The organism is Paenibacillus pabuli NBRC 13638 (assembly GCF_001514495.1).
In the GTDB taxonomy this organism is placed as follows: domain Bacteria; phylum Bacillota; class Bacilli; order Paenibacillales; family Paenibacillaceae; genus Paenibacillus; species Paenibacillus pabuli.
In genome coordinates, this window is the sequence record NZ_BCNM01000023.1 from 32,663 (window position 1) to 47,323 (window position 14,661).

Here is a 14,661-nt window from a genome sequence, read left to right on the forward strand (position 1 = left end):
GATACGATGCTGGAGCAGGAACAACTACTAGACCCGGATTACACCGGATTTATTCGTAAAATCAAAGAGAGCACAGGCATTGATCTTGCTCAATACAAGGAAGGCCAGATGAAAAGAAGGCTGACCACACTTCGTAACAAAAACGGATTTCATACGTTTTCTATCTTTTTTGATGCCATGCAGAAAGACAAGTCACTGTTCTACGAGTTTCTGGATCGCATGACCATTAACGTCTCGGAATTTTGGCGGAATCCCAATCGCTGGGAAGTGCTGCGAGATGAAATCCTGCCTGAGTTGCAGGGTTCGAAACGTGGAGTTAAAGTCTGGAGTGCGGCTTGCTCCACAGGCGAGGAGCCTTACACTTTGGCGATGATACTGGACACGATGGGGATTCTTAAGGGAAGCTCCATCACAGCAAGTGATCTGGATGAAGGAGCTCTCGCGAAAGCCAAGGAAGGGCGTTATATGGAACGCTCGCTCAAAGACGTACCGAAGGAAACGGCCAATCGATACTTCAAGCAGGATGGCTTGGTATACCGCATTGATGAGCAATTAAAAAGTTCGGTCAAGTTCATGAAACAAAATCTGTTGCTCGATCGTTTTGACGATGGGTATGATCTGATTGTGTGCCGCAATGTCATGATTTATTTTACCGAGGAAGCCAAAAACCTGCTGTACCATAAGTTTGCAGCAAGCTTGCGTCCAGGCGGTATTTTATTTGTGGGCAGTACAGAACAGATTTTCTCCCCGGGGCAATATGGTCTGGAGACAGCGGAGACATTCTTTTATCGCAAAAAATAACTTCAATTTGATGTCATAACCGTCTGGAGTGCACATGTACATGTGTCCAGGCGGTTATTTGTATAACGGTTGGATGGAAAATAACCCACACACGTCATAATCTTGGTTATCACTAATCCAGGAGGTCAATCTGGGGGAAGAAACGATCGGCTTTCTTGTCAAAGCCCGTCAGCTATACTATAATAAGCAAAGAAATTATGGGATTTTAGCAATGTGAAGTTTAACAGTTTAAAGGGGGAACGTATTATGAGTTTACGCTATTTAACCGCAGGGGAGACGCACGGACCCCAATTAACCGCAATTATTGAAGGTTTGCCTAGTAATCTGAATATTGACTTTGAAGAGCTGAATTTCCAGCTTCAACGCCGCCAGAAAGGATATGGCCGCGGTCGCCGGATGCAAATCGAGAAGGATCAGGCCAATTTCGTTGGTGGTATCCGTCACGGATATACAACGGGTGCTCCCGTAGCGTTGGTCGTTCAAAATAATGACTGGAAACACTGGCAGAAGATTATGAATATTGAGCCGATTGAAGGCAGCGATGAAGAGAAACGTCGCGTTCATCGTCCACGTCCGGGACATGCTGATCTGAACGGAGGACTCAAGTATAACCTGAAAGACTTGCGTAACGTACTGGAGCGTTCCAGTGCTCGTGAGACAACCGTTCGTGTAGCTTGTGGCGCCATTGCACGTCAATTCCTTGCTGAATTTGGGATCAAAGTAGCAGGACGTGTGCTGCGCATTGGAGAGATCGAAGCACCTTATCAGGATCTGCCGATCGATGAACTGATCGAAGTGACAGAAGCTTCCTCCGTACGTGTGACTGATGCAGAAACCGAGAAGAAGATGGAGGCCTACATCGACCAAATCAAGCAGGAAGGCGACTCCATCGGGGGAATCGTGGAATGTATCGTTGAAGGTGTGCCTGTGGGTCTTGGGAGCTACGTACAGTATGATCGCAAACTGGATGCACGAATCGCTCAGGGTGTAATGTCTATTAATGCATTCAAGGGTGTTGAAATTGGTATCGGCTTCGAAGCCGGAACAATTCGTGGTTCTCAGGTACATGATGAGATCATGCATAGTGAAGAGCGCGGTTACCATCGGGCGACTAACCGTCTTGGCGGATTCGAAGGTGGAATGACCAACGGAATGCCGGTTGTGGTACGTGGAGTTATGAAACCTATTCCTACATTGTACAAACCGCTTCAAAGTGTGGATATCGATACAAAAGAAGCATTTACAGCTCAGGTTGAGCGTTCAGATGCATGTGCGGTTCCGGCAGCTAGTGTCGTTATGGAGCATGTGGTAGCCTGGGAAATTGCGAAGGCTTTCCTTGAGAAATTCGGTGGAGATTCCATGGAGGAAATCCGCGCAAACTTTGAAAGCTACAATAATCAACTGGAGAATTACTAAGATGCGCCAGCTGACAGTGCAGTTGGCGGAACGCTCTTATCCAATCCTGATTGGCAGCGGCCTGCTGGCTCAAGCACCTCAATATTTTGAGCAATATGGCTTGACTAAAAAAAGCCCGCTGCTCGTTATTACCGACGAGAATGTGGCACCCAAATATTTGTCAGATCTTGAACAAACGCTGCGTGCGGCAGGATTTATGGTCGTCTCAGCAGTTGTTCCTTCGGGTGAAACATCGAAATCCCTTTCGGTTTATCAAGATATGATGACTGTTGCCATCGAAGGCAAGCTGGACCGCAGTTCGGCTGTTGTTGCTTTAGGTGGCGGTGTTGTGGGAGATCTGGCTGGTTTTGTTGCTGCTACATATATGCGCGGAATCAAGTTTATACAAGTGCCTACGACGATCCTGGCGCACGACAGCAGTGTTGGCGGCAAGGTAGCAGTCAATCATCCACTGGCGAAAAATATGATTGGTGCATTCCATCAGCCAGAGCTTGTGCTCTATGATGTGGATACTCTTCAATCCTTGCCGCCACGCGATGTTTCAGCTGGCTTGTCAGAAATGTTAAAGCACGGACTGATTCGGGACGAAGCTTTTGCATACTGGTGTGAGGAGCATGCGGAGGAACTGCTTGCCCTTGATCCAGAAGCTCTGGGATACGGTTTGGAACGTGGCTGTGGCATCAAGGCGGAGATTGTATCCAGAGACGAACGTGAAAATGGAGAACGTGCGTTGTTAAACCTGGGTCATACGATTGGTCATGCCATTGAGGCGATTGCCGGCTACGGCGAATTTTTGCATGGAGAGGCCATCTCCATTGGTATGGCAGGGTCGGCATTGCTTGGCGAGAAGCTGGGAGCGCCGGCAGGACTCTATGACGATACGGTCCGCATGCTGCGTTCTTTGCGCCTTCCGGTGACGATGCCAAAACATCTGGATACGGATGCATTAATGGAAGCCATGATGCACGACAAAAAGTTCCGTGAAGGTCATATGGTCTTCATTATCCCTGATCGGATCGGCGCTGCCCGAATTGTAAAAGACGTGCCTGTAACGGCAGTACGTGACGTCATTGAATTGCTCAAGAAGGGAGAATAGAAGCGATGGTTACTCGGGGAATTCGCGGGGCTACAACGGTCACGCATAACAACGAAGAACAGATTTTGAAAGAAACGGCTGTACTATTGCAGGAAATTGTAGATCGTAACGAGATTACACCTGAAGATATTTGCAGTGTGTGGATTACGATGACAGGAGATCTGGATGCTGCGTTCCCGGCAAAGGCGATTCGTCAGTTGGACGGCTGGGAGCTTGTACCCTTGATGTGTGCACTCGAAGTTCCGGTTGCAGGAGCTTTGCCGCAGTGCATTCGTTTTATGGTACACATCAACACAGCAAAAGGTCAGAATGAAATCAACCATGTGTATCTTAACGGGGCACAGTCTCTCCGTCCCGATTTGGCGGCACCCTCCAATTCGTAACATGAGAGTGGTTGTCAAATCATTCGGAATGATGTATAGTGAGAACCAGTTGAGTAGAGTATGAGATTGAGCTGAGAGCAGCTGAGATGAGTGGAGTATATAGCAGAGTCCAGCGGGTGGTAGCCGGAGCAACAGAAGCCGGTCAACTGATTCGCGGTACGTCATGCTACGGAATTTGAAACAGGGTTAAGGGAAGCGAACGTGTCTCAATGACATCGTTTGTTTTGGTATAACACATTCGATATCCTTATTGCATTTTTTTGAAAGAATGCATGAATTGGAGAAGATCAGTGTATGCCGCTACATTTCCTTTGTTTTGGATGGATGATACATCCATACAACTGCCTGTGTGATAATTCGGTAAGGATGCATGTATAGGGACTTGTTATTTATGAAGCACCAACCTGTTGAAACAGCTTATAACCAAGCCTCTACCTGATGGTAGAGGCTTTTTTGTTGTATGTAGTACTTTTCTTCTACCTAATCTGAAAGGACGTGATCTGATGATAACGCCAAACGTTAATCAAGTACTGAAAATGTCGAATGAATATAATCTGATTCCGGTAGTCAAACGGATTCTGGCAGACATGGAGACCCCAATTCGGATTTTCCGCCGTTATGCTGACAACGACCGGGCATTTCTGCTGGAAAGTGTGGAGGGCGGGATTCAATGGGCAAGATATTCCTTCATCGGTACAGATCCGTTCCTGATGATCTCAGCCAAAAAAGGCCGGATTGTGGTAGAAGAAGCGGGACAGATTCGAGAACTGCCAGGCAAACCGATTGAAGAACTCAAAGCGCTGCTGCGTAAGTATCGCAGTCCGAAAGATGATGAACTGCCGCCATTTACGGGCGGGGCCATTGGTTTCTTTGGATACGATCTGCTGCAATATTATGAGAAGCTCCCAGCTCATGCGTTGGATGATCTGAAAATGGACGATATTCGCTTTATGTTCTGTGACCAGATTATCGTGTTCGACCATGTGAAGCAGCAGATGCTGCTGGTGGGGAATGTGCACGTGAAAGACGGTGCAACGGATGATGATATTCGTCAGGCTTATGCCTTAACCTCAGAGAAGCTGGAACAAGCCGCTGAACGATTACAGCAGCAAGGACCTGGGGAGAACCTGAATCCGCGCTCCATTCCAGGAGACATTGAATTAGGGGATATTCAATCCAATCTAACCAAAGAACAGTTTATCGGCAATGTGGAGCAAGCCAAAGAATACATTCGTGCAGGTGATATTTTTCAAGTGGTATTATCCCAGCGTTTCCACATTGATACGGAGGTTTCTCCACTTCACGTGTATCGGGTTCTTCGGACATTGAACCCATCGCCTTATATGTACTATCTGAAGATGGATGATGAGATTATTGTTGGAACTTCACCGGAAGCTCTGGTCAAAGTGGATGGAAACCGCGTAGAGACACGGCCAATTGCGGGAACTCGCCCAAGAGGAGTTACGGAAGCGGAAGATCGAGCGCTGGCAGCGGATCTGCTTCAGGATGAGAAGGAACGTGCAGAACATCTGATGCTTGTGGATCTGGGCCGCAATGATCTGGGACGTGTATCTAACTTCGGCAGTGTGAAATGTGACATGTTCATGGAAATCGAACGATATTCGCACGTCATGCACATGGTGTCCAACGTTACAGGTGAGCTTAGAGAAGACAAGGACTTCTTCGATGCATTTCTATCATGCTTGCCTGCGGGAACAGTATCCGGTGCACCAAAGCTGCGCGCAATGGAAATTATAGCGGAGCTGGAGAAAGAAGCGCGTGGTGCGTATGCAGGAGCCATTGGTTATCTGGGATTCTCAGGCAACATGGATTCCTGTATCACCATTCGAACGATTATTTTTAAAAAGGGAAAAGCATATGTGCAGGCTGGAGCCGGAATCGTATGGGACTCGTTGCCAGAGAATGAATATGAAGAAACGGTAAATAAGGCCAAGGCACTCCTTAAGGCGATTCGTACAGCAGAAGCCATGTTTCCGGCAAAAGAAAAGGACAGCATCATGAACCTGGCCAACGCTGATTATTTTGTTACTCCAGCCACAGCTGTACAGAACTGAGAGAGGAGAGACCGGATATGAGTATGAACCCAGTATTGAATGAAGAATCCAAAAGGTCCGTAAAGGAAGCTAACCAAGCGGAAGGAATGAAGAATGGTCTTGCCAAAATTTTGGAGGGCAGTCATCTGGAGCAGGCTGAAGCACGCGACTTGATGTATTCCATTATGAGAGGTGAAGCGACTCCGGCTCAAATCGGAGGTTTGCTTATGGCTTTGCGGATGAAGGGAGAAACGGTGGATGAAATTACCGGGTTTGCGGAAGCCATGCGTGGTCAAGGCGGACGTATCCTCACGGATGGCAGCGGCTTGCTGGATACTTGTGGAACAGGCGGATCAGGTATTCACAAATTCAACATTTCCACAGCATCCGCCATCATTGCTTCGGCCGTCTCGGTTCGGGTCGCGAAACATGGCAACCGTTCAGCTTCGGGCAAAGCGGGAAGTGCAGATGTACTTGAGGCACTCGGTGTAAATATTCATCTGAACGGTGAGCAGGCCAGACAATGTCTGGACGATATCGGAATCTGTTTCTGTTTTGCCCAGGTGTATCATCCTTCCATGAAACATGCAGCTGCGCCAAGAAAAGAGCTCGGTGTACGCACAATCTTTAACATGCTTGGACCGCTAACCAATCCTGCCGGAGCCGATCGCCAATTGCTTGGCCTGTATGACCGCAGCCGGACTCCGATGATTGCTGAGGTATTGAATCGTTTGGGATTGAAAAGAGCTTTGGTCGTTGCGAGTCATGATGGTCTGGATGAAATCAGTATTTCCGCACCTACCCAGGTATCTGAATTGCGTAACGGTGAAGTACAGACCTATGATCTTGATCCACGTGATGTGGGGCTGTCATTGCATCCGCTGGAATCGGTCCTTGGAGGAAATGCAGCCCAGAATGCCGAAATTATTAAAAGGATCTTCCAGGGAGAGCAAAGTGCATACCGTGATGTCGTTCTCTTGAATGCCGGTGCGTGCATTTACGTATCTGGTCTTGCAGACACCATTGCAGAAGGTGTGTTGATGGCGACAGAAGCTTTAGACTCCGGCAAGGCTGCCGGGAAACTGGAACAGTTAATTCATACAACGGAGGCGTACAGTCATGTATCTTGATCGAATCGTAGCTACCAAGCATAAAGAAGTTGAAGTTCTCGCACAAACCTTTCAGATGGACGAAGCACTGAAAAAGATAGAGGCATTACCCAATACGCGTGGATTCGAACGAGCTTTATCAGAAAGCCGCAACCGTGAGCTTGGCCTCATTGCAGAGGTGAAGAAGGCATCTCCGTCCAAAGGACTGATCCGTCCTGATTTCCATCCGGTAGAGATTGCTTCAGCATACGAGCGGGCTGGAGCAGATTGTATCTCGGTATTAACCGATGTTTCTTATTTCCAGGGAAATAGCGAATATTTGCAGGCCATTCATCAGGCGGTGAACATACCGCTGCTGCGCAAGGATTTTATTATAGATGAACGACAGATTGCCGAGGCGAGGCTGCTTGGTGCGGATGCTGTTTTGCTGATTGCGAGCATTCTGACACCCGAACAGATGCGTCAATATCTGACGTTTGCCAAAAGTCTGGGTCTAGATGCTTTAATTGAAGTCCATGATCGGACCGAACTGGAGCAAGTATTGGATATTCCGCAGGCAACACTTATAGGTATAAACAACCGTAATCTGAAAACATTTGAAACCAGTCTGAACACCACGTTGGATTTGATGGGCTTGATTCCGGATAGCGTAACATTGATCAGTGAAAGTGGAATTGACGGTCCGCAGCCATTGGAATCTCTTATTGAGGCAGGTGTACATGGTATCCTTGTTGGGGAGCATCTGATGCGCAAGGATGATGTTGAGGCCGCAGTATATGAACTGATGGGTCCCAAAGCATGAATGCATTCAATAATGACGGCACAAGCAGCGTAGATAAAAACCTGCGAAGCCAGCCGGCAGCGGCTGTAAAAATATGTGGACTTCAGGACGTTGAAGTGCTAAAATCGATGATAAACTTGCCTGTGGATTACATTGGTGTTGTTTTTGCCCCATCCCGACGCCGTATTACACCTGAACAGGGTGCCGAGCTAAGAACTGTTCTTTTGGAGTGGACGATGTTTGATCGGCCGAAGCTGGCGGGTGTTTTCGTGAATCCCACGCTCGAAGAGCTGGACCGTGTCATGAAGGTTTCACCCCTGGAAGTCGTTCAGCTTCATGGACAGGAATCGCCGGATTTTTGTGAACAGGTGAAGCAGCGCTTTGATACTGAAGTGTTCAAGGCTTTTTCTTTTCCGAAGGATGAAGCAGGTTCATTAACTGAAGATAATGCCTTGATGGCACTTGATCCATATAAAAATGTGGTGGACGCCATATTGCTCGATACTTACGACCCGCTCTATGGAGGGGGATCTGGTACAACCTTTGCCTGGGAACGAATTCCTTTCTATGCCGAATGGGCGAGAAACCAAGGAATTGCGTTGTTTGTGGCAGGTGGATTACAGCCGGATAATGTGCAACAACTGATACAGACATATGAACCGGACGGCGTCGATGTATCCAGCGGCGTAGAGTCCGAAGGTGTGAAGGATATTGCGAAAATAACAGCATTTGTAGAAAGGGTGAAGCAGGCATGACACATCAATTGCCGGATCAACACGGGCGTTTCGGTCCCTTCGGAGGCCGCTTTGTACCTGAGACACTAATGAACGCTCTGATCGAGCTGGAAGAAGCGTACAGCCACTTCTCAGAAGACGAGGAATTCAACAAGGAATTAAATTATTTGCTAAGTGAGTATTCTGGCCGGGAAACACCTTTGTACCATGCAGAGCAATTGTCTCGCCGCTTGGGTGGTCCCAAAATTTATCTGAAACGCGAAGACCTGAATCATACAGGAGCGCACAAGATCAATAATGCTATTGGACAGGGACTGCTGGCTAAACGGATGGGTAAAAAGAAAGTGATCGCAGAAACGGGTGCAGGGCAACATGGTGTTGCCACGGCAACCGTCGCTGCACTGCTGGGGCTTGAATGTAAAGTGTTTATGGGTGAAGAAGATACACAGCGACAACAGCTGAACGTATTTCGGATGAAGCTGCTTGGAGCAGAAGTCATTCCGGTCACATCGGGGACGCGGACATTGAAAGATGCAGGTAACGAGGCACTACGCTACTGGGTTAGTAATGTAGAAGATACCTTTTACGTGCTTGGATCCGTAGTAGGTCCTCATCCGTACCCAATGATGGTTCGTAACTTCCAGAGAGTCATTGGTGATGAGACCAGACGTCAGATTCAGGAGATTGAAGGACGGTTGCCGGATGTAATTGTTGCAGCTGTAGGCGGGGGAAGTAATGCCATCGGCATGTTCTATCCGTTTATAGAAGATCAGGATGTGAAGCTTGTTGGTGTTGAGGCTGCAGGTAAAGGGGTAGATACCGAATTCCATGCGGCTACGATGAGCAAAGGAACACATGGCGTGTTCCAGGGTTCGATGAGTTACCTATTGCAGGATGAATACGGTCAGGTTCAGCCAGCGCATTCCATTTCGGCAGGACTTGATTATCCGGGTGTTGGTCCCGAACATTCCTATCTTAAGGACATCGAACGGGCGAAATACGTACCCATTACGGATCAAGAAGCATTGGACGCCCTTCAATTGCTAAGCCGAACAGAAGGGATCATACCCGCGTTGGAGTCAGCACATGCTGTCGCTCAGGTCATCAAGCTCGCACCTGAACTCAGTGCTGATGATATCGTTGTGATCTGTCTGTCCGGTCGTGGTGACAAAGATGTTGAATCGATTATGAAATATACGGGAGGAGACTTGGCATGAACCTGATGGACCAGACCTTCCGGCAATTGAAAGAACAGAACCGGACAGCATTGATTCCATTCCTTACTGTTGGAGATCCAGATGTGAATACAACGGTGGAAATCATTAAGGAGCTGGAACAGGCGGGAGCGGACATTTTGGAACTCGGTGTTCCCTATTCCGATCCGCTCGCGGACGGACCCGTAATTCAGCGTGCTTCGGAGCGTGCCCTGAAAAGTCAGATCACGATTCGGACTTGTATGGAAACAGCAGCAAGAGCACGTGCGGAGGGTGTAAAGATGCCTTTTGTGCTGTTCACTTATTATAATCCGGTGCTGCAGACCGGGCTGGATGAATTTTTTGAAGAGTTGGTCAAACATGAAATCAGCGGCATGATCATCCCTGATCTTCCGATTGAGGAAGCAGAGGATATGCGTCGCCGTGCGGATTCAGCAGGTGTGCACTTAGTTCCACTTGTGGCTCCTACCTCTAACGCCCGGATCGAACGTATTGTTACAGGAGCACGTGGTTTCATCTATTGTGTCTCTTCACTGGGCGTAACAGGAGAACGAGCTTCTTTCTTTGATGGCGTAGAAAGCTTCATTGAAACGGTCAAAAGTCTGACAGACCTCCCGGTTGCTGTAGGATTTGGTATCTCCAGCCACGAGCAGGTGGCTCGCTTCTCCCGTATCTGTGACGGTGTAGTTGTCGGCAGTGCGATCGTTCGTCAGGTGGAAGAAGCGATTCCTCTTCTTGAAAACCCGGATACACGTGAGGCGGGATTGTTGCAAATTCGCAACTTTGTGGCACAATTAAAAGGATAGGGATTGAATAATGTTATATCCTTGGGACATGCTCAGCGACGTGCTGAGCATGTCCATAACTATTTTAGCGAACAGGAGGCGGTCGGGTTGAAACCGAAGTCCCAAATTGTACATTTGCCTGTATATCAGCCGGGCAAACCGATTGAAGAAGTAAAACGTGAATTGGGTTTGGAGCAAGTGATTAAGCTGGCTTCCAACGAGAACCCATACGGTAGTTCGCCTGCTGCACTTGAAGCAATCACCAAAGAGTTGGTTAATGTAAGCATATATCCGGATGGGGGTTCCGTGGAGCTGAGCGAAGTACTCGCTAAGCATCTTGGTGTGGAACGGAATAATCTGATCTTTGGCTGTGGATCGGATGAGATCATTGCGTTGATTACTCGTGCATTCTTCCTCCCGGGGGACGAGAACATCATGGCGGACCAGACGTTCTCCGTGTATAAAAGCAACGCGGACATTGAGGGTGCTGTCAGCATTGAAGTCCCCCTCAAAGATGGAACTCATGATCTGACTTCCATGCTGTCACAAATTAATGATAAGACGAAAGCGGTTTGGGTGTGTAACCCGAATAACCCAACAGGTACAATCATCTCAGAGCAGGAATTGACGGCATTTATGGACCGTGTGCCTTCTCATGTCATGGTTGTGCTGGATGAAGCTTATTATGAATTTGTAACGGATGAAGCTTATCCACAAAGCATTCCTATGATTGAGCGTTATCCTAACCTGGTTATTTTGCGGACATTCTCCAAAATCTATGGGCTGGCATCATTACGCATTGGATATGGTATTGCACGACCGGAAGTGATTGATCTCATTAATCGTGTGCGTGAGCCGTTTAATACTTCACGTTTCGGTCAAGTTGCGGCGAAGGCTGCACTTAAGGATCAGACCTTCATCCAGGAGTGCGCCAAGCGGAATAAAGAAGATCGCGATTATTTGCAAAATGAATTTACGCATTTGGGACTTCCATTTTTCCCTTCGCAGGGGAATTTCATTTTGGTTGATGTCGGTATGCCATCCCGGGATGCGTTCCAATCCCTCCTTAAGCAGGGCATTATTGTTCGTGCTGGATTTGATAAATACCCAACGTACATTCGTGTGTCCGTCGGTACATCAGAACAGAATCGTGCGTTTGTCACGGCACTGGAGAACACGCTGGCTGAGAAGGCGATAGTACGCCCTTAATACTGGCGACGAAAAGAGTGAGGACCCATGAAACTAAAAATTGCAATGATCGGTGTAGGGCTCATCGGCGGATCACTTGCGCTTTGCTTTAAAGGCAAGCCTGGTGTATCGGTGATGGGCTATGCTCACCTGCCTGAACTGAAGGATAAGTACATAACAAGCGGAGTAGTGGATGATGCTACGCTTTCTCTGGAGGAAGCGGTAGAGGATGCTGACTTTATTTTTTTGTGTGTACCTGTAGGTCTGCTGGAAACCTACTTCGAAAAATTATCCAAGCTTCCCTTGAAAAAGGGATGCATTATTACGGATGTAGGAAGCACCAAGGCTTCCATTGCAGCATGTGCTGAACATGTCCGCATGAGTGATGCATACTTTATCGGCGGTCATCCGATGGCCGGATCAGAGCGTGCGGGTGTGGATGCCGCCTCGGCTGTGTTATTCGAGAATGCTTATTATGTCTTGACCCCTTCAGAACATGTACCTGAGGAAGCCTATGGCAGATTGTCTGATCTTCTTGCGTATACACGTGCCCAGATTGTTCGCGTAGAGCCTATGCTGCATGATGATATTGTGGGGGCGATCAGCCATTTGCCGCATGTTATTGCGGTGGCGCTAGTGAATCAGGTACGTGAATATAATGAATCGAACCCTCTGTATAAAATGCTGGCTGCAGGCGGATTCCGGGATATTACCAGGATTGCCTCCAGTGATGCCATTGTATGGAGAGATATCCTGCTGAGCAACCGTGAGGTGCTGCTGGGCCTGCTGAAGGACTGGAATGACCAGATGACTGCTTTTACCGATATGCTGGAGCAACAGAATGGTGAGGGCATTGAAGAGGCGTTCCGACAGGCACGCGAGTTCCGCAGCGTGTTGCCTGAACGACGGAAAGGTATGATCTCGTCGTTATTTGATCTTTATACGGATGTGCAGGATGCTCCGGGGATGATCGGGAAGATTGCCACTGAGCTTGGGGCGAATGATATTAACTTGAGTAATATGGAGATTATTGAGAACCGGGTCGATGTTCCGGGCATTATGCGTTTGTCTTTTCGTCAGGAAGAGGATATGGAACGGGCCAAGGCATTGCTGGATTCTCTTGGGTATCAGGTGTGGGTTTAGCAAGATAAGAGAGGGCGAAAGCCCTCTTTTTTGGTGTTGTTAAGCAGTTGTTACTGTACATAACTAAAAAAGGACAAAAAAAAGACCGCTTACATAAGCGGCCATTGCTCACGTGGAGCAATACAGTTATTGGATAGGAGTGGAGAGAAACCATACTGTACTTTTATTATATGTATACGTTTTCATTTTGTCAACACTTTGAGTAAAATTGTTTGAATTAATTAAAACTTTCGTCAATTCAGGGGATTTAATCCAGTTCGAAGGAGCAGTGAAACGGTGTATATGGGAATTGTTGGTTTAAAATACATCCGATCAGGGTAACGAGAAATTAAATGTTATCAAAGAAATGATGAGGAATTTTAAAATGATGTTTATTTCCTTCAACTTTTTCGGGACTCCATTCGTCTAATATAATATCGGCTAGTATAAAATGACCCAAATTAAAGTCATACAGGCGAAAAATGGCGCATATGAATGACAGGTCGGGCTGCGATGAGGAGCACTGGATTTGCCAGAATGATGCAGACCGTTGTACAATAAATACTGTTAATGTAGAAACGTTGGGGAAATTGCCATTACATAGGGGAATTTGGCGGGAAGGCCTGTTAAGGCACTGACCGCTGTTTTATGCGGTGAGAACCGCAACTTTTTTGTGCCTGTTCGGTAATACATGGATAGAGTCGAACGGGGAGAAGCACATGGATGGGCGAGGAGGGGTCGCACTCAAATGACGGATTCCCAGTTGATTCGAGAGATCAAGGAAGGTAACCTGGAGTTATATTCCGAGCTGATGAGTCGTTATCAGCGTAAAATACTGGCTTTCGTATATCATATGTTGAAAAGTTCCAATATGGAGCTGCTTGCGGAAGATCTCTGTTCTGAGACTTTCTATAAGGCGTTCCGCAGTCTGCACTCATTCCGAGAGGTGGATGCCTCATTCTCAACCTGGTTGTATACCATAGCGAGAAATACGGTACTGAGTGAGCTTCGCAAACAGCGCAGCGGGAGTGTTCCGCTCGAAGAGAGCGGTATTGTACCGATCGCTCCTTCCGAGAACGCGCCAGAGCATGCTGTATTGCGCAGTGAGCGGGTGATGCTGGTTAGAGATGCGATTAACAATTTACCGGAGAAGCAGCGTTCTGCCATTATACTCCGTGAGTATGATCAACTAGACTACCAGGAGATTGCAAATATTCTTGGGCAGAGCGTCAGTTCTGTGAAATCGTTATTGTTCAGAGCAAGGTCAAGCGTAAAAACTCAATTGGAACCTTATTTCTTCGAACCGGTCTACGAGCCATATGAAGGGATGAAGAACCGATGAATTGCAATGAAGCCCAGGAACTGTTTGCACTGGTCTGGGACTTGCCGGAAGCTCATCCTCAGCGGATTGCATTTCATGCTCATCTCGCTGGTTGTGAAGAGTGCTCGCAGCAATTTGAGGTCTGGGAAGAAGCTCAGATTCTGCTGCACAGCATACCGGTCCCAGTGACAGAACAACAAGCAGAGAAAGTAAACCGTAATGTTATGGACCGGATCTATGCGGAGTCTCCATGGCTGCTGCCGGAAGAGGCAAAGGTGAATCGTTTCTCTGCTGTGATCCGCAAGCATATGTCTTTGTGGATTGCTGCGTTCCTGGCAATATTTTTATGCAGCTTTCTGTACATGGCGATGTTTAAGCCGGATGTATCGGAAGCTGAACAGACCAGAGTGGTCTCTACGGGTATTTTGGAGACTGGGGTGGCGGGTAGTGAACCTTCTTCTTCTGGATTGTACAAGTACAATATGACGGGAGCGGACAGAGGGAGTATTATGGAGCCCTTCGTTGTGAGCATGGGGCCGGCCTACCCTCAGTATTGGATGGCGTTGTCATTGCTCGCCATAGGTATGGCGTTGTTCTCTCTTGGACGTATGCATCGTACAACAAACAAACGCAAACAAGGTGCACGTGCTTAGGTAA

General features: G+C 47.7%; 14 protein-coding genes. All 14 read left to right on the plus strand.

Features of this window, described 5'->3' with window-relative positions:
- The first annotated feature begins 6 nt into the window (after positions 1–6).
- Positions 7–801, plus strand: coding sequence for a CheR family methyltransferase (locus PPA03S_RS25850; RefSeq protein WP_062327407.1), 795 nt, complete (start codon positions 7–9; stop codon positions 799–801).
- Between the two features lie 246 nt (positions 802–1,047).
- The gene (gene aroC, locus PPA03S_RS25855; RefSeq protein WP_062327410.1) at positions 1,048–2,217 is read left to right on the plus strand and encodes a chorismate synthase; all 1,170 of its coding nucleotides are present in this window, start codon (positions 1,048–1,050) and stop codon (positions 2,215–2,217) included.
- Between the two features lies 1 nt (position 2,218).
- Positions 2,219–3,313 carry a 3-dehydroquinate synthase gene (gene aroB / locus PPA03S_RS25860; RefSeq protein WP_062327412.1) on the plus strand — a complete coding sequence of 365 codons (1,095 nt, stop codon included), beginning with the start codon at positions 2,219–2,221 and terminating at the stop codon, positions 3,311–3,313.
- A 5-nt stretch (positions 3,314–3,318) separates the two neighbouring features.
- On the plus strand, positions 3,319–3,696 hold the full coding sequence (aroH, locus tag PPA03S_RS25865; RefSeq protein ID WP_062327414.1) for a chorismate mutase: 378 nt from the start codon (positions 3,319–3,321) through the stop codon (positions 3,694–3,696).
- A 503-nt stretch (positions 3,697–4,199) separates the two neighbouring features.
- A complete protein-coding gene (gene trpE / locus PPA03S_RS25870; protein ID WP_062327416.1) occupies positions 4,200–5,771 on the plus strand; it encodes an anthranilate synthase component I in 1,572 nt (523 codons plus the stop codon).
- An 86-nt stretch (positions 5,772–5,857) separates the two neighbouring features.
- Positions 5,858–6,880: an anthranilate phosphoribosyltransferase gene (gene trpD / locus PPA03S_RS25875; protein WP_157284375.1), complete on the plus strand. Its 1,023-nt coding sequence runs from the start codon at positions 5,858–5,860 to the stop codon at positions 6,878–6,880.
- Positions 6,870–7,661, plus strand: a complete 792-nt coding sequence (trpC, locus tag PPA03S_RS25880) for an indole-3-glycerol phosphate synthase TrpC (protein WP_062327418.1) — start codon at positions 6,870–6,872, stop codon at positions 7,659–7,661. The genes trpD and trpC overlap by 11 nt, the downstream gene beginning before the upstream one ends.
- Positions 7,658–8,395, plus strand: coding sequence for a phosphoribosylanthranilate isomerase (locus PPA03S_RS25885; protein ID WP_082704318.1), 738 nt, complete (start codon positions 7,658–7,660; stop codon positions 8,393–8,395). Before trpC ends, PPA03S_RS25885 begins: the two co-directional genes overlap by 4 nt.
- On the plus strand, positions 8,392–9,591 hold the full coding sequence (trpB, locus tag PPA03S_RS25890; protein ID WP_062327420.1) for a tryptophan synthase subunit beta: 1,200 nt from the start codon (positions 8,392–8,394) through the stop codon (positions 9,589–9,591). Before PPA03S_RS25885 ends, trpB begins: the two co-directional genes overlap by 4 nt.
- A complete protein-coding gene (gene trpA, locus PPA03S_RS25895) occupies positions 9,588–10,394 on the plus strand; it encodes a tryptophan synthase subunit alpha (protein WP_062327422.1) in 807 nt (268 codons plus the stop codon). Before trpB ends, trpA begins: the two co-directional genes overlap by 4 nt.
- Before the next feature lie 87 nt (positions 10,395–10,481).
- The gene (hisC, locus tag PPA03S_RS25900) at positions 10,482–11,582 is read left to right on the plus strand and encodes a histidinol-phosphate transaminase (protein WP_062327424.1); all 1,101 of its coding nucleotides are present in this window, start codon (positions 10,482–10,484) and stop codon (positions 11,580–11,582) included.
- Between the two features lie 27 nt (positions 11,583–11,609).
- The gene (locus tag PPA03S_RS25905) at positions 11,610–12,704 is read left to right on the plus strand and encodes a prephenate dehydrogenase (RefSeq protein ID WP_062327426.1); all 1,095 of its coding nucleotides are present in this window, start codon (positions 11,610–11,612) and stop codon (positions 12,702–12,704) included.
- A 727-nt stretch (positions 12,705–13,431) separates the two neighbouring features.
- Positions 13,432–14,025, plus strand: a complete 594-nt coding sequence (locus PPA03S_RS25910; RefSeq protein ID WP_062327429.1) for an RNA polymerase sigma factor — start codon at positions 13,432–13,434, stop codon at positions 14,023–14,025.
- The gene (locus PPA03S_RS25915) at positions 14,022–14,657 is read left to right on the plus strand and encodes an anti-sigma factor family protein (protein ID WP_062327432.1); all 636 of its coding nucleotides are present in this window, start codon (positions 14,022–14,024) and stop codon (positions 14,655–14,657) included. The genes PPA03S_RS25910 and PPA03S_RS25915 overlap by 4 nt, the downstream gene beginning before the upstream one ends.
- Positions 14,658–14,661: the final 4 nt, after the last annotated feature.

Bases quoted from the DNA above. Each gene is read 5' to 3' on its own strand.
- PPA03S_RS25850 (WP_062327407.1), top strand. From the start codon at position 7: ATGCTGGAGCAGGAACAACTACTAGACCCGGATTACACCGGATTTATT.
- aroC (WP_062327410.1), top strand. From the start codon at position 1,048: ATGAGTTTACGCTATTTAACCGCAGGGGAGACGCACGGACCCCAATTA.
- aroB (WP_062327412.1), top strand. From the start codon at position 2,219: ATGCGCCAGCTGACAGTGCAGTTGGCGGAACGCTCTTATCCAATCCTG.
- aroH (WP_062327414.1), top strand. From the start codon at position 3,319: ATGGTTACTCGGGGAATTCGCGGGGCTACAACGGTCACGCATAACAAC.
- trpE (WP_062327416.1), top strand. From the start codon at position 4,200: ATGATAACGCCAAACGTTAATCAAGTACTGAAAATGTCGAATGAATAT.
- trpD (WP_157284375.1), top strand. From the start codon at position 5,858: ATGAAGAATGGTCTTGCCAAAATTTTGGAGGGCAGTCATCTGGAGCAG.
- trpC (WP_062327418.1), top strand. From the start codon at position 6,870: ATGTATCTTGATCGAATCGTAGCTACCAAGCATAAAGAAGTTGAAGTT.
- PPA03S_RS25885 (WP_082704318.1), top strand. From the start codon at position 7,658: ATGAATGCATTCAATAATGACGGCACAAGCAGCGTAGATAAAAACCTG.
- trpB (WP_062327420.1), top strand. From the start codon at position 8,392: ATGACACATCAATTGCCGGATCAACACGGGCGTTTCGGTCCCTTCGGA.
- trpA (WP_062327422.1), top strand. From the start codon at position 9,588: ATGAACCTGATGGACCAGACCTTCCGGCAATTGAAAGAACAGAACCGG.
- PPA03S_RS25905 (WP_062327426.1), top strand. From the start codon at position 11,610: ATGAAACTAAAAATTGCAATGATCGGTGTAGGGCTCATCGGCGGATCA.
- PPA03S_RS25910 (WP_062327429.1), top strand. From the start codon at position 13,432: ATGACGGATTCCCAGTTGATTCGAGAGATCAAGGAAGGTAACCTGGAG.
- PPA03S_RS25915 (WP_062327432.1), top strand. From the start codon at position 14,022: ATGAATTGCAATGAAGCCCAGGAACTGTTTGCACTGGTCTGGGACTTG.